Below are 23,923 nucleotides of genomic sequence, written 5' to 3' on the forward strand. Positions count from 1 at the left end.
CTTTTGCAAAAACAAAACAGGAAATGGTGTCTTCCTAATTGAACCGCCTTAAAAAAGCTGATGGCGCCTGGTTATAAATGTCTCACACATTTAATCAGGACTTGTATGTCGAACAAAAAACAATCATCCAGAATACTTCTTAAAATTCGTCTGTTTTTCAGGCACTATCCCGCTATTCCCTATTTGCTTAAATGGCTGTTTATCAGCTCAGTTATAGGCACTTGCATAGGTATCGCATCCGCTATTTTCTTAATCACTCTCGACTGGGTAGGCAATTTCAGAGAAACACATCTATGGCTCATTGCACTATTGCCTTTAGGTGGCTTTGCTATTGGTTGGCTTTATATGCGTTTGGGTAAAAGTATAGAAGCAGGCAATAACTTGCTGATAGACACCATTCATCAACCGCAGGAAATTATTCAATTTCGAATGGCGCCTTTTATTTACTTAGGCACATTGCTTACACATCTATTGGGTGGCTCTGCCGGACGGGAAGGCACAGCCTTACAAATGGCCGGAGCCATTGCCGACCAATTCAGCAAGCCTTTCAGGTTGAATGAAAATGAAAGAAGAGTCTTACTTATAGCTGCCATAGCCGCAGGGTTCGGGTCAGTCTTTGGCACTCCCCTAGCCGGTGCTGTTTTTGGTCTAGAATTTTTTCTGATTGGCAGACTCCGTTATGATGCCATTCTTCCGGCTTTTTTATCAGCTATCATTGCCGATTTAGTTACTAAACTTTGTGGGGCGCATCATACCGTTTACTATATTACAATAGTACCTGATGTCTCGGCTCTTAGCATTTTGTACGCAATCTTAGCAGGCATTGCTGCAGGCGTGTGTGCAGCAACTTTCAGCCGTACTATTCACTATATAGGCAGCTTGTTTAAAAAGTACATCAGCTATCCGCCGCTTCGCCCATTTATTGGTGGGCTTATAGTTGCCACAGCTATATGGCTTATTGGTACTACCAAATACATAGGCTTAGGCGTACCCACCATTGTACAAGCATTTAATGAGCCACTACCCTCCTATGATTTTGCACTGAAAATGGCATTTACGATTCTGACACTAGCGGCAGGTTTTAAAGGAGGCGAAGTAACACCCTTGTTTTTTATTGGTGCTACTTTAGGCAATGCCTTAGCTTATATTATTCCCTTACCAATGGGTTTGCTGACAGGTATGGGCTTTGTGGCTGTATTTGCCGGAGCCACCAATACGCCGCTAGCTTGTATGCTTATGGGCATAGAATTATTTGGGCACCAAAGTGGTATTTATGTAGCCATAGCCTGCGTAGTGGCTTATCTGACATCAGGCCATACAAGCATTTACCAAAAACAGATGATTGGCGAGCCAAAACATAGTAGATTTGCAAACCTAAAAGACAAACGCATAAGCGAGATAAAATAAAAAGTTAAGAATTTTAAGAGTAGCAATATGGCATTAGAAATAGAAAGAAAGTATTTGGTACACCACGAACAATGGGATAGTTTTAATAAACCTATGGGGCAACTATATCGCCAAGGATATATCCTGAAAGACCCCAATAAAACCATAAGGGTTAGAGTAACCGATACTAATGCTTATCTTACTATTAAAGGTGCTTCGGTAGGTGCAACCCGAACCGAGTTTGAATATGAGATTCCGAAAGAAGAAGCTATAGAATTGTTAGATAATTTTGCAGTGTCGGAACTATCAAAAATAAGATATAAGATTTTACACACCGAAAAACTTTGGGAAGTAGATGTATTTCTGGGTGCTAATGAGGGGCTGATTGTTGCGGAAATAGAACTACTGCATGAAGATGAAGCTTTTGAAATACCCGGATGGATAAGTGTAGAAGTAACCGGAGATAACAAATACTATAATTCAAACCTATCGGTGAATCCTTTTAAAAACTGGTAACATGAACGAGAAAAGACCTATCAGACAAAACGAGAAAGATTTCATAGCGCACCTGTTGTTACAATTAAATCTGAATCCTGCTGATTATCCTTATGATGAACTTGTAGAAGAATACGAAGGTGGAAAAATGGGAAGTATCAGCCTTGGTGGCGATGTTGAAGGCTACGCCGGAGACCTGATACAAGTAGAATATACCGATACAGACGGCACTCCGGTGGTTATTACCCTAACCAAAGACCATCAGAATCGCCTGCTTGATTTAGATTTCTGGAAAGTTGACTTCTCTAAATTGCTCGAATACCCAACGCCTGATAAAGTAACTATCAGGCCTGCAGAGGCAGGATAACAGGAATCAGAATAGCGCACTACGGTTATACTTGTTTTTATAGGCAATCGGCGATAAGCCCGTTACTTTCTTAAAAGTACTTCTGAAAGCCTTGTTATCGGTATAACCTACATCATACATTACTTCGGTGATATTCTTTCGGCTGGTTTCGAAACGCTTTTTGGCGGCTTCAATTTTTACCCGTTGAATATATTCCATTATGGTATTATTTGTTGCCTTTTTGAATCGGCGCTCAAGGCTTCGGCGGCCAATGGCGAACATATCAGAGAGTTGGTCGAGCGTAATTTTATCTTCAAAGTTTTTCTCGATAAACTCCTGAGCCTTTTTCACGGCATCGTCTTCATGGCTCTTTTGCCCGTTAAATATCATAAACGAAGCCTGGCTATCTCTTTCAATATCAATAGCAAAATATTTGGCGGCTCTAATTGCCATTTCACGGTTCACGTTTTTCTCAACCAAATGCAATAGCAAATTCCAATAAGAGCTGGCCCCTCCGCTCGAATATAAGCCTTGGTCTTCTGTTATAATCTTGTCATCAACTAACTCTACCTCTGGGAACATAGCTCTGAAATCATTTGCCGATAGCCAATGAGTAGAGCAGCGTTTGCCATTCAATAAGCCTGTAGACGCCAATAAAAAAGCGCCGATACAAAGGCTTATGACCTCTGCCCCATTTTCATATTGTTTCACAATCCAAGGCAAAAAACCCTTGTTTAACTCTAAGGCCGTTTGCATATCTCCGCTTAATGCTGGCACAAATACCATGTCAGTTTCTGCTACTTCATCAATAGTAGCATCGGCATGTACGGTAAATATATTATCGTGGAGTTTTACTTCTTTAGTAAGCCCTACCATTTGCACATTAAATGCTGCAGGTTTACCCTCTGACTGGAGAAATTGATTAACCGACACGAATATATTGCGTGGGTCGTTAATGCTTGCTAAAACAGCATTTTCAGGAATCAGAATCGTAATGTTTTTCATAGGATTTAAAGCATAGAACAATGGCGGATTCACCCCCATTATTGTCGTTTTCACACCACATCAAAGTTAATAAATCCGTCTAATTTTGTACACATAAATACAAACAATTTACACCATGAGCCAAATCGATATTAATTATTCGCAAAATCTGATTAAAGTACGAGATGCTTGTCTTGACAACTCTACATTTGAGTGTGTAAGCGTAAAAGGTTTGTATTTTAACGATGTAGACCTGAGCGGCACTAAAATTACAAACGCCAACATGAGCGATTTGGAAATAGAAGGCGCACAACTCGGTGGCGCAATTATCCGCAATGTTGGTATGCTTCCGGCAGACCACCCGAATTATGATGCTGAGGCTAAACAGCGTCCCTTAATTTTTGAAAACTGCGACTTTGAGGCTAGTACTATTACTGATTGTAACTTGAGCAATGTAGCCATCAATAATTGCAACCTGAGTGGCTTAACTATTAATGGTATTTCGATTGAAGAATTACTAGTAAATTTCACACATAATAACAATCAATAAATTCACCTTTAAAACTTACACACATGAGAAAGATTAAATTACAAATGCAGGTATCGCTTGATGGTTTTGTTTGTGGCCCTAATGGCGAGATGGATTGGACAACGTGGAACTGGGATGATGAATTGAAAAATTATGTAAAAGCATTGATGGAACCTGCCGACTCGTTTATTATTGGCAGAGTACTTTATGAAGGAATGTCGATGTACTGGCCTGCGGCAGAAACCAACCCGGATACAAGTGAAGACGATAGAAAGGCGGCCAAAGCCTTTAACAATATGCCTAAGTATGTTTTCTCAAAAACGCTGCAAACAGCCGATTGGAACAATGCCATTATAGCAAGTGGAGATTTGGTTGAGACCATTCACACACTGAAGAATCAAGAAGGTAAAGATATTCTGCTTTATGGTGGCGTTAGTCTGGTTTCTTCTTTTATACAAAACAACCTGATTGATGAGTATCATCTCTTTATAAACCCTACTGCCATTGGTAATGGGCGTTCAATATTTGGTGATTTAACAGCGAATTTTGGTTTAGAGCTAGTTAAAAGTCAGTCTTTTAGTTGTGGGATTGTGGTACTTCATTATGCACCTGCAAAACAATAATAAAATGGCTAAAAAAGTATCAGACGCTGAAAAAGTAAGCGAATTCATGGAAAAACTGGAGCATCCGCTGAAAAAAGAGATAGAGGCGGTAAGAATCATTATTAAAAACGCTAATAGCAAAATTGCTGAACGCATCAAATGGGCTGCACCGAGCTATTATTATAAAGAAGACTTAGTTACTTTTAATCCACGAGCACAAGACCTTGTCCACCTTGTTTTTCATCATCCGAATATTGAGAAAATAAGCTCACCCATTTTAGAAGGAAATTATGTTTCCCGTCGTATGACATACTTACGCAATATGGCAGAAATAGAAGCCAGTAAGGCTGAAATTGAAAGCATTCTGAATCAACTGGTTGATTTTTTAGATGCCTAAGCATTTACTTAAATGCTATCGGCCACAATTGTGTTTGCAGCCGATAGCATATTTATCAATTAGATTGAAATTTCTCTCTGTAAGCGGTTGGGGTCATGCCCACTATTTTCCTGAAAATTCTTCTGAAAGCCTTGGGGTCATTGTAGCCTGAGCTAAAAATCACCTCACCCATGTGTTGGTTGGTTTGCTCCAGCAATTTCTTTGCGGCTTCTATGCGTATCTGTTGCAGGTATTCAATAGGCGGAATGCCCGTAATCTGTTTGAATCTTCTTAACACATTACGTCGGCTTGACGGTATGTCTTTTATCAATTCTTCAATCGTTTCCGCCTCTTGGTAATTTGCCTCTATCTTTTGCTGTACCATAGCCACTATGTTATCGTTATGGTCGCGCGAGGGTTGAAAAGTACTAAAGTATGATTGGTTGTGCCTGTCCATATCAATCGCAAAAATCTTGGCAATTTTCACGGCTACATCTCGCCCGCAATACTTCTGAACCAGATGCAACAAAAGGTGGAACGATGAAGTAGAGCCTCCGCTAGTAAAAAGTCGGCCATCTTGCGTTACAGTTTTATCGCCACGTAGTATTACATCAGGAAAAGAAGTACTAAAAGCCGAGCAAGCATCAACATGGGTAGTAGCCACTTTACCATTCAACAAACCGCTGGCAGCCAGTAAAAATGCGCCTGTACAAAACGTACCTATTTCGGCACCCTGCCTGAACTGCTGATGTAGCCAAGGGATATAAGCCATGTTCTTGCCAATGGTTTGTTTCATATCATTGGTACTGAACGATGGTATAAGTATTAAATCAATAAGGTTTTCCTGATCTATTTTCGCTACGGGGTAGCCATGAAAAGAATCTGCTATTTGCTGGCCGGGTTCAGCAATTTGATACAAGCCAATGTTAAATGCCTTTTCATTTTCTGTTGCTTTCTGGATGTTATTTGCTGCCTCAAGCACATCTAAAATAGCCGCAACGCTCAATAATCTGTAATCGTGTGGGAGTAAAATACCTACGCTTGTCATAGATTTTTCTTTCAAAAATACGAAAAAAAAATGTCTCAAACACCCCCTATAATTGACTTTTTTAGCACCCCGACAAATGCCTTTTATTAGCTAACTTTGTTTTAATAATTCACTGTAAACTTTTAACAAAATGCCAATACTAAACACATATCTCAATTTTCCGGGCACTACCGAAGAAGCTTTCAATTTTTACAAATCAGTTTTTGGTGGCGAGTTTTCTTTCATACAACGTTTTAAAGATACACCCGAAGGAGCTGATATGCCCGAAGCAGAAAAAGAGAAAATAATGCACGTTGGCTTACCAATTGGTAATGGAGGATCGCTGATGGCTACCGATGTTGTCCCATCTCAAGGTTTCAGCTTAACACCCGGCAATAATTACAATCTCTGTATAAGTGCTGAAAGCGAAGAAGAAGCTGAAAAGCTATTCAACGGTCTTTCGGCCGGAGGCACAATTGCAGTACCGCTGGCAAAAGCATCGTGGGGCTCTTATTTCGGTATGTTTAACGATAAATTTGGCATTAGCTGGATGATAAATTATGACTATTAAATTAAGCTTATGAAAACAATCAGAAAATCAATCGCACTCAATGCCTCTAAAGAAAAGGTGTGGGACGTGCTAACGCAAGATAAATATACCCGTGACTGGCTAAGCGCTTTCAGCCCGGGTTCTCATGCCATAAGCGACTGGCAACAAGGAAGCAAAATAGTATTTGCTGATGACTCCGGGTATGGTGTTATAGGCCGTATTGTTACGCATGACCCATACGAACTTTTATCGATGGAATATTACGGGGTCATAAAAGATAATATCGAGGATTTTGAAAGTAAAGAAGCACAGGTATATAATGGTACACATGAAACGTATCGATTGACTTCGAAAGATGATAAAACCGTGCTTGATATCGAGTCAGATATAGCTGACGACTCTTTCGATTCAATGTCTGATTTGTGGGATAAAGCCGTGCTTCGCATAGAAAAACTGGCACATGATTAATAAGTGAAGTTGTTTAGGATTTTAGTTAAACCAATAAGCCAATGGTAGAGGTTTTTAAGACAAATATTCGGGAAAGACAACAAGCTGCTTTTCTATTTGAGATGCTAGCGCACCAGTTTCCTTCATTTAAAATAAATTTTGATTTAGACGACTGTGACAGGATACTGCGAGTAGAGGGTGAGGAGGTATCGAACCAACAAATCATTTCTATTATAAACAAGGTCGGCTACCAGTGTCAACCCTTGGAGTAATACATTATAAGCTTGGAGTTATACACTTCAAGCTTTATTTTTATTTAACGTAATTGTATCCGCTCGATAATTTTTAACAACAATATGCAATAATAATAGTACCTTTTAATAGTATTTTGTATAGATTTGTTAAATTCATCGCTATTCTGCATTATTGCCTTCAATATTCTTCAAAAAAATTTGGCACAATTTTAGCAATTCACTAATTTTCACATAGAAAATTATGCCATAACCAGATAGGATAATTATATATTCCGCAAAAAACGGATTTATGCCCCATACCGTACAAAAAAATATTGGCACAGTTTTAGATATTAAAGATGGCATATATTATGCTATTGATAAGAATTAACCCAATTAGTAAGTAAATATTAAAAATATTTGCAAATGAGACACATATTTACCACAAACAAGAGAGAGAATTTTGCAAAAAATACTTCTACATCTATTACCGTATTTCTGCTCCTAAAAAAACTAAGCAGAGTTTTTGGTATTTATTTGAGAAAATTGGGTCGAAACTCTTTTTTTAATACTACTTCTGCCACCAAATCAATAGATAATATAGCAGTTGATAATGATATTAACCTAGACCAAAAGTATGTCTATATTTCGCAGGCAAGCGAATTCAATCAATTATTCCATGTTAAGGCAAAATTAGCCCCAAGTACTAGTAGTACAGTTATGCATTCAACAACTTCCACCAAAACTTATCAGATAGCAAGTACATATAATGAGCAAAACCGACAATGGGTACCTTGCCTTACTGATGTTGACCCTGTTCAAGAAAAATCTTATAGAGAAGATGACCCTCCACTAAACTCATCGTTTTTTCGTGGCGTAGCAACAGTACTTCTGTTGTTACTTTTCTCGGTTTCAGGCGTTTCAGCCAATAAATTTGCTACCGTTGACTTATCTCTACGAAGTGTAGTGAATAATTCAAACCCTACGCTTGGCGCTTCGGTAAAATATACTTTATGGCTTAAAAATGAAGGCTCAACTACTGCAAATACTATTGTTGTAAAAAATAACTTTCCGATTGGGGGTCTTACACTTACAGCTAATACAGGTGGCGCCAACTTCACTTATGCTGCCGATTCTGGTGAAGGTACATGGAATATAGCAACATTAGCAGCCGGCGACTCAGTGAGTTTGGAGTTGACAGGTAAAGTTAATCAGAGAGGTACTTATTTTAATATTGCCGAAATAAAATCGATAGCTGCAGGAGATACTGACATTGACTCAACACCGGGTAATAATAACTTAAATGAAGATGATATAACAACGGCTTGTTTATCTGTACCGCTTCTGATTTATCCGGGCGAACAATATACTGTTTTTGTGCCTTCTGCGTATAAGTCAAGTACAGCTATCCAATGGTTCCGAAATGGTGTTCTGATAACAAGCAGCACACCTGAAGCTACCATAAGTTCAGATTCTTCGCTTATCATCAAAGCTATTGGTAATTATACTTTTACAAACGGCACTACCAGTACTTGCGGCCCGCAGGGCTGTTGTCCTATACAGGTTATATCAGGGCCTTATGGCAGCATTGGTGATTTTGTATGGAAAGACAAAAACGATAACGGGCTGCAGGATTCTAACGAACCCGGCATTAAGGGCATTGTTTTAGAATTATATACAATGAATAGCTCCGGACAGGTTTCTGCAAACCCTATTAAAAAAGACACAACCGATAACAACGGACGTTATCTTTTTAATAATCTGTTGTCAGGAGATTATGTAGTAAAGATACCAACATCTAATTTATCTGACACGCTTAGAATTTCGAAGAAAAAAGATGTAGGCTCTGATGACACAAAAGATAATGATTTCAATGCTTCTACTGGATTTTCTTCAAAAATTAGCATTCATGTAGACTCTACAGGCAACAAAAAAGATAACCTTACAGTAGATGCAGCTTTATATACACCTGTGGGAAGCATAGGTGGACTTGCCTGGAACGATGGTAATAATGACGGAATACGTGGTGATATTGAAATAGGTGTAAACAATGTAGTTGTTGAACTATATTCGGCTGATAATGCGGGAAATCCGGTAGGGGCTGCTTTAGCAAAAGATACTACTAATGTTGATGGTATTTATAGATTTACAAATATCACTAAAGGTAGTTATGTGGTAAAGGTACTTATTAACACTTTGCCAGAAGGCTCGGTTATAAGTTCAAAAAAGAATCTTGGCGGTGACATCAGAAAAGATAACGACTTCAATAATATTACAGGGCTGAGTGGCAAAATTACATTAGACCCTGAGAACGACACTGCGAACCCGTTGAACAAAGATAACCAAACAATTGATGTAGCAATTGTTAACCCACTTGGTTCGATTGGAGATTTTGTATGGAGAGATTCTGATAACGATGGAATTCAGGATATAGATGAAGTAGGTGTAAAAGGTATTATACTACGTTTGTATACAGCTAATACTGACGGTACTCCAACAGGAAACGCATTAAAGACCGACACAACCGATGCAAACGGTTATTATTTGTTTAGCAACCTTACACTCGGCGACTATGTGGTAGCAATAGATAAAACTTCGCTTCCAACAGGTGCTATCTTGTCTACAATGGTAAGCAAAGGTAGTAACGATAAAATTGATAGTGATTTTAATCCTGCAACTGGTTACTCCGGAAAAATCAGTATTGATCCAACCGTACAAAGCAAAAAAGATATTTTATCAATAGATGCAGCTATTTATCTTACTTGTCCTACACTTATAGTTTCAGCTACCGACAACGAAATTTGCGTAGGTGACTCAATCTTTATTAAGGGTGTTACAAGCAACAACGCCTCTATCAGATGGTATCTGTCGGCAATTAACGGAGCGCCATCATTTACAACCAATAGTAATACAAATTATTTGGTATTCCCTACCACTACAACTACTTATTATGCCGAAATAGACGGCTTACATCCAAGCTGCCCTAATCCGCGCCTGCCGGTTACAATTGTTGTAAATGCCCGTCCGTCGCTTCCAGCTTGCTCATGTGTTATAGATGAGTGCGAAAATAAAACTGTTAACCTAAACGATTATGTTATAAATGGTGCTACTACTCCTGGTGGTATTTTTCAGTGGCGTACTACTGCCAGCGAAAAATCTCCTTTAGTAGCTAACCCATCGGCAGTAAATGCAGGAGTGTATTATCTGTTCGAGAAATCAGGTGCAGGTTGTTTCAGCCCTCCAAGAATGGTAACAGTTAATCATAAAAACTGTGATACCCTTATTGACCTGAGCCTTACAAAAATTGTAAGTAAGACAAATCCTAAACTTTGGGAGACTATAATTTATACAATAAAAGTTACCAACGCAGGGCCGCATGCGGCAACGAATGTTGAGATTGAAGACCAAATGCCGACAGACCTGGAATTTATATCTAGTTCATCGTTCACCAAAAATAATAATATTCTTACTGCAAAAATCTCAAATATTGCAGCAGGGCAAACCATTACACTCGATTACCTGGCAAGACCACGCACGCTGGGAGAAAAAATTAACTTTGCTCAGGTAACAAAAGCCGACCAGAAAGATATTGATTCAACTCCGGGCAATGCTTCTACTACACAAGAAGATGATAACAGCAAGGTGATTATATCGCCTGTGCAAGATGAAGTTTTTGCAGACTTGAGCCTTGACAAAACTGTTAACAAAAGTGCCGCAGTTACCGGAGAGCAAATTACTTTTTATGTAACTGTTCTTAATGATGGTTCAAGCCAGGCAACCAATGTTGAAGTAAGAGATATAGTGCCTGATGGCCTTCAGGTTTTAAATGCTACCGGCGGAGACAGTATTAGCATCAGCGGTAATACTGTAACTGCTAAATTTAAGACTATTGGTGTAGGTTTTGCCTCTACCTTCCAGATTGTGGCAAGAGTTACAGCAACCTCGGGCACTATTAAAAACTGGGCTCAGATTACAAAATCAGACCAGAAAGATAATGACTCTACCCCTGGCAATGGCACAGGTAATGGAGAAGATGATACCGATTTTGCCGATGTTACTATTTCTACTGGTGTTTGTAACCCACCAACACCTTTAATTGCAACCTCGACACCATATATCTGTAGCGGCGAAAGTGCTACTTTAACTTCAATAGGCTGTACGGGTACTGTTGTGTGGTCGACAGGTGCAACCGGTAATACTATTACTGTTACGCCAACTGCTACAACCACTTATACAGCTAAATGTAAAATAACTGATACCTGTATAAGTGGCGATGCAAATCCTGTAGTAATTAACTTGAATGTAATTACACCTCCGCTTATTACTTCAAACGTATCAGGAAACACCATTTGTGCAGGTGGTAGTATAACCCTTACAGCAAGCTCTTGTAGCGGAAGCGTAATCTGGTCAAACAATACTACTGCTTCAAGCATTACAGTTAGCCCTACTACAACTACAAATTATACAGCAATCTGTAAAACCAATACTTGTACCAGTAGCCCATCGACACCAATTACTGTTACCGTTGGTACAACAAGCGGTACTGCTCCAACAATTACAGCCAGCAAAAACGCTATTTGTAATGGTGAAACAGTAGTACTTACTGCCAGTGCTTGTACAGGAAGTTTGACTTGGTCGAATGGTATGACGGGCACATCAATCAGCATAAAACCAACAACTACGGGTACATACTCAGTTACCTGCGCATCAAGTGCTTGTGGTAGTCTTACCTCTACCCCAGTTACAATCACGGTTACACCAAGTATCCAAACACCGGTTATCACCGCTAATAGAGATACGGTATGTGCAGGAGGTAATGTAAACCTTACTGTCTCTAACTGTACCGGAACATTGTTGTGGTCAACAGGTGTAAGCAGTTCGGTTATAGCTGTTTCGCCAACAACTACTACTGTTTATGAAGTTACTTGTACAAACGGACAATGTAGTGCAAAAGCATCTAAATCAATAAGCGTAAAACCACAGCCTGCTGCGCCTGTAATAACAAGTGCAAAAACACAAATTTGTGCAGGTGAATCGGTGGTGTTAACAGCCAATAACTGTGAGGGAACAGTAAATTGGAGCACTGGTGCTACAACTGCCACCATTACGGTTAGTCCAAGCATTACAACATCTTATACGGCTACTTGTAACGTAAATGGTTGCAATAGTGCTATATCTACTCCTGTTTCGGTAACAGTAGCAGCAGGTGCAGCACCAACTATAACAGCAAGCAAAGATTCTATTTGTGTGGGTGGCTCTAGTGTACTTACTGTAGCAGGTTGTACGGGTACATTACTATGGAGTAACGGACAAACCATGAGCAGCATCACGGTTAACCCGACTGCTACGTTAACCTATACAGTTACCTGTAAAACAGCATCTTGCGAAACCTCTGCTTCAAAAACAATCAATGTTGGTAATCAATCAATTGCGGCTCCGGTTATTTCTGCTTCTAATACAAACCTATGTACTGCCGGCAATGTAACTTTAACAGCCAATGGCTGCACAGGTACAGTTATATGGTCGAATCTACAAACCGGAACAAGCATTACAGTAAATGTTACTACCAACATTGTTTATGCTGCTGCCTGTAAATTAGGCGATTGTGAAAGTGAAAAGTCTAATAATATCAATATTACAGTAGGCACACTCACTAAACCTGTAATTAGCACAACTCTGGCAACTATCTGTGCAGGTAGTTCTACAATACTTTCTTCTACAGGTTGTAACGGACAAGTAATATGGTCGAATGGCCTTACCGGAAGCTCAATTACGGTGAGCCCGGTTACAACAACAGAATATACTGCCGTTTGTAAAGCACTTCAAGGAGAATGTACAAGCGACCAATCAAATAAATTACAGGTAACAGTTACCTCGCAGCTTGCGGCGCCTACTATTACTGCTACAAGCGCAACAATATGCAAAACCGATACTATTACATTGAGTGCTGCTGGCTGCGCAGGCACATTTACGTGGTCGAGTGGGCAAACAACATCTTCAATTGTGGTAAGCCCAGATACAACAACTAGTTACACAGTAAGATGTAAACTAGGTACTTGCGAAAGTGCAGCATCGGCCATAACTACAATTACGGTAGGCATTCCGGCGGCTCCAGCGATTAGTGCCAAGAAAACACAGATTTGTGGTGGCAATACCACTCAACTAGAAGCTACCGGCTGTATAGGTACAGTAAATTGGTCTGACGGGCAAATCGGTGCGTTTATCAATGTATCACCTGGCACTACAACCACCTACACGGCGGTTTGTAATGTGGGCAAATGTGAAAGCGTAAAATCAAATGCTGTTACGATACAAGTTACCAGTTCGGCGCTGGCCAAACCAATCACCAAAGACCTTGTAAATGCATGTCCGTTTACACAAGTTGATTTAACAACGGGCGTAACAAGCGTTATTTCGTCAGTTGGTGGCACCTTTACATTCCGTAGAGTTAATAATCCTGACTCAGCTACAGTAGCAAATCCTTCTGCGGTTGGCACGGGCACCTATTATGTGTTCGAAAGAGCAGGTAATGGTTGTTTCAGTGAAGGCAGCCGAATAAATGTTCAGATTATCAATTGTAACGATACTATCTCTTGTGTTACCAGCCCAGCTATGGTAAATGCAGGTAAAGATACTACTATATGTGTAAAAACAGATTTCTTTACCTTGAATGGTAAGAAAAGCGGTGCAGCTCAAAGCACAAGATGGACAACAGACGGCACGGGTACTTTTGATAACTCACTTAGCCTTACTGCAAAATACAGCTATTCAAATCAGGATATAACTAGAGGCTTTGTAAACTTTGTGCTAACCTCTAACGACCCTGATGGTAATGGCCCATGTAAAGCGGCAGTTGATACAGTTAAACTCACACTCAATGGTATATCTGGCGTTCCGACTATAACAAGTAATAAATCACCTAATATCTGTGGTAAAGACTCGGTTATATTAACCATCGCTCAGGCAAATGCCAGAGTCTGGAGTACAGGAGATACAACCAGAAGCATTGTAGTAAAAAGCTCTGGCACGTATTCGGTAAGATACAGAAATGCACAAGGTTGTACATCGCTAAGCTCAAACGCTATCACGGTTATTGCTAACGATACTATCGTTCCGCCAACTGTTTTGGCAACAGCTAAAAATGTGTGTCCTGTCAAAACAGTAAATCTTTCTGCTGCTGTTACAAGCACTCCAAGAACCGCAGGCGGTGTATTTGAATTCCGCACAGGTGCTACCGTAGCGTCGTCGTTAGTTACTACGCCAACTGCCGTTGGTGCAGGCACTTATTATGTGTTCGAGAAAAGCGCAATTGGCTGCTACAGTAAAAGCGCAGCAATAATAGCGAGAATAGATAGCTGCGGTACGCCTCCGGCCGATACAGCCAAAGCTGAATTAGGCATTACAATTGTAGGCTCACGTACAGAGGCACAAATAGGTGATGTGTTGACCTACACTATCACGGTTACAAACAACACTGTGAAAACTGCTACCAATGTGCATATTACTAATGTATTGCCTAGAGGTCTTACTATTACATCAACAACTCCGGGCTTAACTCCATTTGGTACCGATTCATTGGTAAGTGTAATAGGTACTTTCCCTGGTGGTGCTGTAAAAACTTATACTTATACAGCCAAAACAACCAAGGCGGGTATTATCAGAAATATTGCAAAAATCACTAAGCTAGATCAGGTAGACCCTATCTTGAGCAATAACTCCAGCTATTGGGATGTACGTTGTCTAAGCTGCCAGGAAACCTGCGTGGGTATGGCATTAGCCGCAGACACCGTGCGTCAGGCCAATGGAAGCTACAATGTTGCGTTCCGTGCGTTCCTTGAAAGTTGCGGAAACGTAAAACTTGAAAACGTGAAGATTACCGAAAACTTGGCAACTATGTTCCCGTCGCCGGTAACTTTCACTATTGTTCAGAAACCAACTGTTGGCGTAGGTAGCAAACTCATTCCAAATCCTGATTTCAACGGTTCAACAAATCTTAACCTTACAATCCCGACAGGTAGTATACTTGAGCAAGGCATAATTGATACCGTTAAGTTTGTTATCAATATTGTACCAAACGGTAGTCAAGGGCCATTCAGTACCAATGCACGTGTAGATGCTGTTGGCAATACTGCATTCGGTATTGCGCAAGAGGTATCTGATATTTCTAACAACGGTATTTATATCGACAAACCAAGTGCTGAGCCAACCGTAGTAAGACTATTCAAGAGCCCTAGCATTGGTTTAGCCAAAATCGTATCAGATAGTACCAAGAAAGCCAACGGCTCTTATGATGTAACTTACCGACTATTTGTTAAAAACAATGGTTCGTTGCCTCTGACAAATGTTGTATTAACAGATACACTTTCAAAAGTGTTTAAATTGCCTGCAACCTTTACGGTATTAGGTGCACCTATTAAAAACGCTGGTAGCCAATTGCTTGTTAACAGTGCATTTAATGGTACAACCGATACTCGTCTGACACTTCCGGCAAGTACGATTCCAGTTGGCCAGACAGATACACTTGATTTCAAAGTGAATCTTCAGCCAGATACTATAAAGGTATTTGCTAATACTGCAGTAGTTAATGCCCGTGGCACACTAGCTAGTGGTACTAACCAGGATATCAGAGACTTGTCAAATGCCGGAACCAACCCAGATGCACCGGGCAGTAACCCAACGATTCTGAATCTCGACCCAGGTGATGGCATGGGTTCTATTGAAATTCCATGTATTGGTGTGGTACTATCTGTAAAAGATACAGTTAAACAGGCCGATGGAACATACAATATTATATTCCAGTCGATTATCGAGAACTGTGGAAACCTGGCGTTATCGAACGTACAGCTTTGTGATACATTAGCTAATACCTTCCCGGCATTGTTAGAACCTAAAATTGTTCAACAACCAACAGTCAATACAGGAAGCCAATTGGTAGCCACCACAAACTACGATGGCGTAACTAACACTTGTTTGCTAGCAAGCAGTAGCGCATTAGCCGCTGGTAAATCTGATACTGTTACGTGGACAGTTAATATTAAATTAGGCCCTGATAGAGGACGATTCACCAATTCGGTGGTAGTCTCGGGAAGAACTCCGGCAGGATTGCTCATCAGCAATACTTCAAGCACCAATATCAACTTCAGCGTATTACCGGAAGCATCTATTGGTATTTCGAAAGAAGCTAGTAAACCTGTAAAAGTAAGTGGTAATACCTACGATGTTACGTTTAAGTTTAATGTGAAAAACTATGGTAGAACAGCCCTTACCAATATTCAGGTACAGGATAATCTGTCGGCAACTTTTGGTGACAGCGTAAGAATTGATTCTGTAAGAGTAACAGCTGATGCAGGCTTTGCGGTAAACACTAACTATACCGGACGTGGTAGTTTAATAAACCTTTTGGTTGATTCGCTAAGCACACTTCCTGTAAATGCTACCAGAAGTATTACACTCTTTACACGTGTCACGCTTGCAGAAGATATCAACTCTTTCGCTAATCAGGCGCTGGCAATAGGTAAATATCCAACCGATAAAACGGTTGATGACTTATCGACTGATGGCACGGACCCTGACCCAGATGGTGACGGAAATCCGAAAAACAATAGTATTTCAACACCGGTTGTGATAGATACGTTTATTGCTGATACGCTTACGGTATTAGGTATCGCAAAAGAGGCAATACTTGATACGATTCCGAATGCCGATGATTCTTATAATTTGACCTACAGATTTATAATCAAAAATTATGGAACACGTACTCTTACGAACATTCAGTTAAGAGATAGCCTCGGACAGGTATTTGCCGATAGTAGCAATTTTATCATAGCTGCACCAATAACTCTTAATGCCGGCAGTACACTAAAACTAAATGAAGATTTCAACGGCCGTATAACCCCTACTATGTTGATTGCCGATAGCAGCTCTTTGGCACCAGGTAAAGCCGATACACTGGAAATGAAATTAAGAATTGTAACTGATAAGAAACAGACAGCTGTTTTTGCCAACAGTGCTTATGGTAGCGCCAGAGATTCGTCAGCAACAGTAACCGATATATCTCATACGGGTACAGACCCTGACCCTGATAATGATGGAAACCCAGGCAATAATAATGCGCCTACTTTAATAACTTTATTAGGTGATAACCCTACCAACCCAGTTGATACAACTACAACTGCTATTATTCCGGGTGGTTTCTCACCAAATGGCGATGGTGTAGGCGATAAATTCTTTATCGAAAATATTAACCTTACTAATATAAAAGCAAGCATATATATATATAACCGTTGGGGTGCCTTGATTTACAAAAATGAAGATTTTGGTAAGTCTGATGGCTGGGATGCAAAAGCCAACAACGGTATATTGATACTAAGCGATGGCAAAGCAGTACCTGATGGAACTTACTACTACGTGATACAAGCCGAGGGTAAATGGGGAGGCAAGCCACAAATAGGATTCATTACAATTGCAAGATAATTAAATGAATACAACATGATTATGGGTGAGCATACACACCTCGCCCATAATTAACAAAAACAAGGGAGCGTTTTGAAGAATAAAAAGTAAAACAAAGTGAATTAAGGGTTAAACACCAGATTTCCAGTTGTTTTTGCCTTAAAAAAGCCAGTTAAAATATTTAGGAATGATTGAACAAAAGAGCATTTTCTAAACAAAAAAGCCCCAAAGGTCAATTATATTACCGATAAATGAAAATAATTGGATAATTAAAATTCTTAATGTAACTTTGTTTTGCTATTGAGTATAATTGGGCTTAGACCGCTTTGTTTCTAAGTCATTACTATTAATTGAGTAAAACATGAAAAACTTTACAAACCTGAAAAGCAGGTTAGCTACGCTTTTTTTCGTAGGGCTATTATCTGTATCTTTTCACTCCAACGCGCAGCAGGAAGCGATGTTTTCACAGTACATGTTTAATACAATGGCTATTAATCCTGCTTATGCCGGAAGCCGTGACGTATTAAGCCTTACTGCACTCGGGCGTTATCAGTGGATTGGAGTTCCCGGAGCCCCTACCACTTACACTTTCTCGATGGATATGCCCATCAGCAACGAGAAAATGGGTTTCGGTTTGCAGGCCTCTTATGATGGAATTGGCCTTGCAAAAAATACAGGTATTTATCTTACGTATGCTTATCGTGTAAAGGTTGGCCCCCGCACAACATTATCGCTTGGTGTACAAGGTGGTGCCGTAAATATTCGCTGGGCATTATCTGAAGCGCAAAATGTTGGTGACATTGACCCCGTTTATAGCGGTATGAACGACGTTAATAAAATTTTACCTAACGTAGGTGGTGGTGTTTATTTGAGTAACGACCGCAGCTATATTGGTATCTCTTGCCCACAAATTATTCAGAATCCTTTAACGAACTATAATTTTCCGAAGTCAGATTCGTCTGCTGCTCAAGCAAGCCGAACAAAACGCCACTTCTTCCTGATGATGGGTTTTGTATTAGGCAAAGGGAACTTCAAAATAAAGCCATCAACCATGGTGCGCTACACACAAGGCTCTCCGCTTGGCTTTGACGGCAACATAAACTTCTGGATAAAAGATAAAATCTCATTTGGTGTTTCAGGAAGAATTTCACAATTCCAGAGTTTCAGCCAGGTAGAAGGTTTTGATGCTGCTGTTGGTATGTTAGAACTTCAACTAACTCCTCAATTCAGATTAGGATATGCTTATGATTTTACCTCTAACAGACTTAACGACCCAAGTAAAAAAGGAGTTAGTCGCTTGATAGGGATTCCGACACATGAAGCCATGATTCGATATGAATTTGGCTATACTAAGAATAAAATCTTAACTCCAAGGTACTTCTAAAATTACTTAAGTTTTTACTTTTACAGGTGCTAGAAAAAAGTGTTTGTCGCTGTTTTTCTAACATCATGGTCTTATATGTAATCATTTTTACGAAACTGAGCGAATTTAAATTCAGCAACAATGACTGTTAGGATACATATCATCGGCGCCATATTGATGGCAGCTCTATTTTCAATAGGTAGAGTACAGGCGCAGGAAGCACTACTTAAAGCTGCACAGCATCATTACGAAAGCCTTAGCTATATAAAAGCTATTGATGCTTTCGAGTCGGCGTTAAGCAAAAAAGGGCTTTCTGAAGCACAAAAGCTAGATGCCAGAATAAAACTGGCTGAAAGCTACACCAAAATAAAAGATACTCAGAATGCTGAACGTATCTATCGTGAAATATTTCAAGGAAGTACCACCGACTTATCGGACGACAAAGTTGCTGCCAGTTTGAAATATGCACAGGTACTTGCCAGCAACGGTAAATACAAAGAAGCACAAGAGATGTATGATAAATACACTCGCAAAGTTGAAGACGACCCTCGTGGAAAAGGTTTCTCGAAACTTTACAACGATGTGAGCGTACTATCAAAAAATGCCAATTGTTATAAAGTAGATTATCTTTCTATCAATACCAATTCGTCTGATTTCAGCCCCTCATATTTTAAAAATGGTTTAGTATTTGTTTCGAACCGCCGAAGCACAACCGGCGTTCGCCGTGTATTTGGCTGGAACGATACGCCATTTCTTGATTTATACTTCTTAGATAATATTTCGGCAATAGGTGGCCAAGCTGCCGGGCTAGGTAGTGGTTCAGACGATAAAAGAACGCCTCGCAAAAAAAGTGCGGGTAGCTTATTAGGTTCTGACGAATACACCGCCCCTACTGCTAACGACTCACGCACTATAGGAACTTATGGAGGGACTAATGTGGGCCTAGGCTTAGGTTACGGAGATAAACCAGCAACAGAATCTGACAGAATGAGTGGCTCTATTAACTCAAAATACCATGAAGGCCCTTCTGCGTTTTTTAAAGATGGCTCTAAAGTGATTTTTACCCGTAACAACTTCCTGAATGGTAAAGCGCGCAAAAGCTCTGATGGAATCAACAAACTGAAATTGTATATTGGTGAAGCCGACAAAGAAGGCTGGAAAAACATAAAAGAATTACCTTTCAATAGCGATGATTATTCGAGTGGACACCCAGCACTTTCACCAGATGAAAAACTACTTTTCTTTGCTTCTGATATGCCGGGAGGTTTTGGAGGTACCGACCTTTACGTATCTCGTTATGATGGTAGTAGCTGGACAGCTCCAGTAAACTTAGGCAAAAACATCAATACAAAAGGTAACGAAATGTTTCCTTTTGTTGACGAAAAAGGCAATCTGTATTTTTCTTCTGACGGACACGCCGGCTTAGGTGAATTAGATATTTTCTTCTCGCAATTAGATGGTACTACTGCCAAAGGCCGTGTGATTAACCTTGGCTCGCCTATCAATTCAAGCAAAGATGATTTCGGTATCTTGACCGATGGTTTCCGTAAATCGGGTTACTTTAGCTCGAACCGTAAACGTGGTGGCGACGATGATGATATTTACAAATTTGACCGTGAGTGCGAACTTAAAGAGGGTTGTGATTTGATTATTGCCGTGTACGATGCAGAAACAAAAATGCCTCTTGATAACGCCAAAATTGTATATCAAGCCAAAGATGGTTCTCTTATAGAAAAAATGACTGATGCCGATGGGAGTGTAAAACTCGAAGGGCTTGAAGAAGATCAGGAATTTACGTTCAGAGCTACTCGTGAGGGCTACAACGCCAATACAGTAAGCTTCTCAACCAAAGATTGTGACAATGAACCGTCACGTCTGGAGATTCCAATGGCGAAACCAAAACCTGTAATTGACTCTACTACGTTGGCGCAAAATCCTACGGTACAAAGTGGCTATACCGATAAAGACCCTAATAGTGCTCTACCTGGTAACAGGTGTTTCTTGAAGGGCAAAGTAACTATGCAAGGTACTAACCAACCAATAGCCGGTGTGTTGGTAACGCTACGTAACGAATGTAATAACAGCACCCAAACTGCCACAACCGATGCCACAGGTACTTATAGATTTGAGGTTGTTGAAGGTTGTGATTATACAGTTGAAGGCAGCAAAGATAATCTTGGTTCAAAAGGCAAACGTATCCGTCGTTTGAGTTGTAAAAATGGCGACGTAACAGCCGATATTATTATGTTCAGCACGGGTGACATAGTACAGGTAGATAACATCTATTTTGAGTATGGCCGCTATAATCTTCGCCCTGATGCAAGAGCCGGACTAGATAAATTGGTTGCCTTAATGCGTCAGTATCCAAACATGAAGGTAGAGCTTCGTTCTCATACTGATAGCCGTTCTGATGCAGATTTCAATCAGACACTATCTGATAACCGTGCGAAATCTTCGGCAAACTATTTATTCAAAAGAGGTATTAGCCGCAGCCGTGTAGAATTTAAAGGTTATGGCGAAACAATGCTTGTAAACGGATGTTCGGATGGTGTAACTTGTACAGAAGAACAACACGCACTAAACCGCCGTACCGAAATCAAGATTTTACAGATGAACTAAAAACCAGATAATAGCGTATTCAGAAGCCATTTCTTTCAAGGAATGGCTTTTTGATTTATAGGCTTTATTGAATCTTTTAGGGCTCTCCTACCCTATTACTGGAACTTTATTTATGAGTTTAATAATTTTTCTTTGAAATTAATTTCCTAATTCTTACTTTTGCACCACGAAACCACAAGGTTTTAGGGCCTATAGCTCATTCGGTTAGAGCAACTGACTCATAATCAGTAGGTGCTTGGTTCGATTCCAAGTGGGCCCACCAAAACAAAAAAGCTACACCATGTGTAGCTTTTTTGTTTTATTTTAAAAATCGATTGATCAATCAATAACAAAATATATGGAGAATAAGAAAGGTTCATCTTTTGTTTTCATAATTGTAGCCATAATTTTAGGAGTTTCATTATTTAAACAATTCGATTTTGAAAAGCTCGAATTTGAGAAACCGGCATTAGCCATTTTATATATAATCGTGTTTGTGGCTTCGATTTATTTTATAATCAAAAACGCTAGAAACAAATAGTTGTAAGATAGACCCGCTATTATGCTTCAATGTCATACACAAGCACCGGAATATCTGTCTTATTAATAATATCTTTCGATTTACTTGGGTTTACTAACTCTGAGAGAAAATTATGATGATGGCGGGCTACTACCAGCAGGTCGGCTTTATGCGTGTGTGCAGCTTCTAATAAACCCTCGCTTACATTACTTGATTTTACTGCTGTAAAAGTAAAATCTTCTTTTGCAAAACTCTTGCTTAGGTCGGCTAATATCTGGTTATCATCCTGAATATCCGGCTCAAAATCTGCGTCTATTTTAATTAACGATACCTTTGCCTTTAAATCTTTAGCAAATGTAAAAAGTTGTTTCAGTACATTTTTTTCTTCCGACTCCAGCTCTGTGCCATAAACTATGTGTTTAAACGATGGTTTGTGGCTATTGGAGGGCACAATCAACACAGGTACGCTTGTATTACCAATAAGGTTTGTGGCAGTACTACCGGCAAGTCTATCAAAAAAAGAAGGGTCGGGCGTTTTACCAACAATAATCAGGTCGGCGTTTTTTTCTTTGGCAAATGTTGCAATGCCTGATGATACACTACCAACAATTACTTCGGCGCTTACCTTTATATGTTTGGCTTTTATAGAAGCTTCTACCTCATGCAACTGTTTTTCGAAAGATTTAATCATTTCTTCCTGAATAGTTGTAGGTGCTATGGTATCATAAGCCAGGTTAGCATCTAGTGGAACCATCGGAAAATAAGTATGAATAAGCAATAATTCGGCATCGAATAGTTTTGCTAGAAATGTGGCGTAGGCTAAGGCGCCCTCAGAACTCTCTGAGAAGTCGGTAGCTATAATAATTTTCTTCATGGATTTATGCATTAGTTGAGTTTCACTAAAATTAGATAAAAAATATGTGCCACCCCCACATTCAATATTAAATCTCTATAAAATTTCCTGATTGATATTTCTTAATTTTGTAGAGTTATGTGGTATGCAGTTATATATATAAACAATCTTATAATCGAATAGTTTTTTTAGCCCAATGAGCTCAGATAAATTGATTAGCGCCGAAATTGAAAATTTTTATACGCAAACATCCGAAGAAGCAAGGCTTCAGCTTGGCCTTGGCCCTTTAGAGTTTGAACGCAACAAAGACTTAATACAACGCCATTTGCCTGCGTCAAAAGGGGTGATACTCGATGTAGGTGGCGGCCCCGGTGCTTATTCTGAATGGCTTGCCGGTTTAGGCTATACTGTACACCTGATAGACCCTGTGCCTAAGCATATAAAACAGGCTACTAAAAGAGCTAATAGCCTCAAAAAACCATTTAAGGCGATGCTGGGTGAAGCGCGTCAACTAAATTTTGCCGACGACTCGGTAGATGTGGTTATTTTACACGGCCCCTTGTATCATTTACAAGATAAACAGGCACGCTTGGCAGCCATAAAAGAGGCTAAAAGAGTAACAAAAAAAGGAGGTAGTATTGTAGGTTTTGCTATTAATTATGCGGCTTCAACCATTGCAGGTTTGTTGAATGGTTTTATGCACGAGCCCGGATTTATAGATATGTGCAAGCAAGAATTACTATCGGGTATTCATACTCCACCTAAAAATATGCCTGGTTCGTTGGCAGAAGCATACTATCATCGCCCCTCTCAACTGATTGAAGAGTTTAGAGAAGCAACACTTGAATTTATAAATATCTATGCAGTAGAAGGAGTTGTGTGGCTTGATAAAAAATATTTCGAAAGCAGAGGCGATGCCAGGAAAAAGCAAGCCCTGATGGATTTATTAAGCATCACCGAAAGTGACCAGGCATTGTTGGCCCTGAGCCCTCATATGATGATTGCAACAAGAAAGATATAAGCCAAGAAGAACATAAAAATGCTTTGTATCAAACTACTAAGTATATGTCAAAAGTTTAGAATAATTGCTAACTGCCTGTAAATCAAACAGTAAAGCTCTATTAAGCTCATCCAATCCGTATCGAAAAATACTAAAAGCCTT

At 39.8% G+C, this 23,923-nt stretch carries 15 protein-coding genes, 1 tRNA gene and 1 riboswitch; of the genes, 13 read left to right on the plus strand and 3 right to left on the minus strand.

From position 1 onward, the window contains the following. The first annotated feature begins 10 nt into the window (after window positions 1-10). A riboswitch (Fluoride riboswitch) is annotated at window positions 11-77 on the plus strand. Window positions 78-105: 28 nt separating this feature from the next. From WAE64_RS21530 to WAE64_RS21540, 3 genes are read left to right on the plus strand one after another with little or no spacing between them, the layout of a single operon-like run. Further along, the gene (locus tag WAE64_RS21530; protein ID WP_340239853.1) at window positions 106-1,407 is read left to right on the plus strand and encodes a voltage-gated chloride channel family protein; all 1,302 of its coding nucleotides are present in this window, start codon (window positions 106-108) and stop codon (window positions 1,405-1,407) included. Window positions 1,408-1,434: 27 nt separating this feature from the next. Next, the gene (locus tag WAE64_RS21535; RefSeq protein WP_340239854.1) at window positions 1,435-1,902 is read left to right on the plus strand and encodes a CYTH domain-containing protein; all 468 of its coding nucleotides are present in this window, start codon (window positions 1,435-1,437) and stop codon (window positions 1,900-1,902) included. Between the two features lies 1 nt (window position 1,903). Next, the gene (locus WAE64_RS21540) at window positions 1,904-2,248 is read left to right on the plus strand and encodes a DUF6984 family protein (RefSeq protein WP_340239855.1); all 345 of its coding nucleotides are present in this window, start codon (window positions 1,904-1,906) and stop codon (window positions 2,246-2,248) included. A gap of 6 nt (window positions 2,249-2,254) precedes the next feature. Here WAE64_RS21540 and WAE64_RS21545 read toward each other — a convergent pair whose 3' ends face one another. After that, the gene (locus WAE64_RS21545) at window positions 2,255-3,232 is read right to left on the minus strand and encodes a GlxA family transcriptional regulator (RefSeq protein WP_340239867.1); all 978 of its coding nucleotides are present in this window, start codon (window positions 3,230-3,232) and stop codon (window positions 2,255-2,257) included. Window positions 3,233-3,347: 115 nt separating this feature from the next. Here WAE64_RS21545 and WAE64_RS21550 point away from each other — a divergent pair, with 115 nt between their 5' ends. The 3 genes from WAE64_RS21550 to WAE64_RS21560 are packed head-to-tail and all read left to right on the plus strand — an operon-like array spanning window position 3,348 to window position 4,739. Next, on the plus strand, window positions 3,348-3,761 hold the full coding sequence (locus WAE64_RS21550; protein ID WP_340239856.1) for a pentapeptide repeat-containing protein: 414 nt from the start codon (window positions 3,348-3,350) through the stop codon (window positions 3,759-3,761). A 23-nt stretch (window positions 3,762-3,784) separates the two neighbouring features. Beyond that, complete coding sequence (locus WAE64_RS21555) at window positions 3,785-4,363, plus strand: dihydrofolate reductase family protein (protein WP_340239857.1); 579 nt, start codon at window positions 3,785-3,787, stop codon at window positions 4,361-4,363. Window positions 4,364-4,367: 4 nt separating this feature from the next. Next, a complete protein-coding gene (locus WAE64_RS21560) occupies window positions 4,368-4,739 on the plus strand; it encodes a DUF1801 domain-containing protein (RefSeq protein ID WP_340239858.1) in 372 nt (123 codons plus the stop codon). Window positions 4,740-4,794: 55 nt separating this feature from the next. On the opposite strand, the gene WAE64_RS21565 is transcribed toward WAE64_RS21560, so the two are convergent. Next, on the minus strand, window positions 4,795-5,766 hold the full coding sequence (locus WAE64_RS21565) for a GlxA family transcriptional regulator (RefSeq protein WP_340239859.1): 972 nt from the start codon (window positions 5,764-5,766) through the stop codon (window positions 4,795-4,797). Window positions 5,767-5,896: 130 nt separating this feature from the next. On the opposite strand from WAE64_RS21565, the gene WAE64_RS21570 reads away from it, so the two are divergent. From WAE64_RS21570 to WAE64_RS21595, 6 genes are all read left to right on the plus strand, one after another. Next, complete coding sequence (locus WAE64_RS21570) at window positions 5,897-6,316, plus strand: VOC family protein (RefSeq protein ID WP_340239860.1); 420 nt, start codon at window positions 5,897-5,899, stop codon at window positions 6,314-6,316. A 9-nt stretch (window positions 6,317-6,325) separates the two neighbouring features. Then, window positions 6,326-6,763: an SRPBCC family protein gene (locus WAE64_RS21575; protein ID WP_340239861.1), complete on the plus strand. Its 438-nt coding sequence runs from the start codon at window positions 6,326-6,328 to the stop codon at window positions 6,761-6,763. A 638-nt stretch (window positions 6,764-7,401) separates the two neighbouring features. Further along, window positions 7,402-17,448: an SdrD B-like domain-containing protein gene (locus WAE64_RS21580; protein ID WP_340239862.1), complete on the plus strand. Its 10,047-nt coding sequence runs from the start codon at window positions 7,402-7,404 to the stop codon at window positions 17,446-17,448. 340 nt (window positions 17,449-17,788) lie between these two features. Further along, window positions 17,789-18,811, plus strand: a complete 1,023-nt coding sequence (locus WAE64_RS21585; protein WP_340239863.1) for a PorP/SprF family type IX secretion system membrane protein — start codon at window positions 17,789-17,791, stop codon at window positions 18,809-18,811. Window positions 18,812-18,931: 120 nt separating this feature from the next. Then, the gene (locus tag WAE64_RS21590) at window positions 18,932-21,409 is read left to right on the plus strand and encodes an OmpA family protein (protein ID WP_340239864.1); all 2,478 of its coding nucleotides are present in this window, start codon (window positions 18,932-18,934) and stop codon (window positions 21,407-21,409) included. A gap of 185 nt (window positions 21,410-21,594) precedes the next feature. Beyond that, window positions 21,595-21,671 (plus strand) — tRNA-Ile (locus WAE64_RS21595). Between the two features lie 277 nt (window positions 21,672-21,948). Here WAE64_RS21595 and WAE64_RS21600 read toward each other — a convergent pair. Further along, entirely contained in the window at window positions 21,949-22,782 is an 834-nt protein-coding gene (locus WAE64_RS21600; RefSeq protein WP_340239865.1) for a universal stress protein, read from the minus strand. Between the two features lie 175 nt (window positions 22,783-22,957). Between WAE64_RS21600 and WAE64_RS21605 the strand changes: the two genes are divergently transcribed. After that, window positions 22,958-23,782, plus strand: a complete 825-nt coding sequence (locus WAE64_RS21605) for a class I SAM-dependent methyltransferase (RefSeq protein ID WP_340239866.1) — start codon at window positions 22,958-22,960, stop codon at window positions 23,780-23,782. The last annotated feature ends 141 nt before the right edge of the window (window positions 23,783-23,923 follow it).

This window comes from Emticicia soli (assembly GCF_037860775.1).
GTDB classification, from domain to species: Bacteria; Bacteroidota; Bacteroidia; order Cytophagales; family Spirosomataceae; genus Emticicia; species Emticicia soli.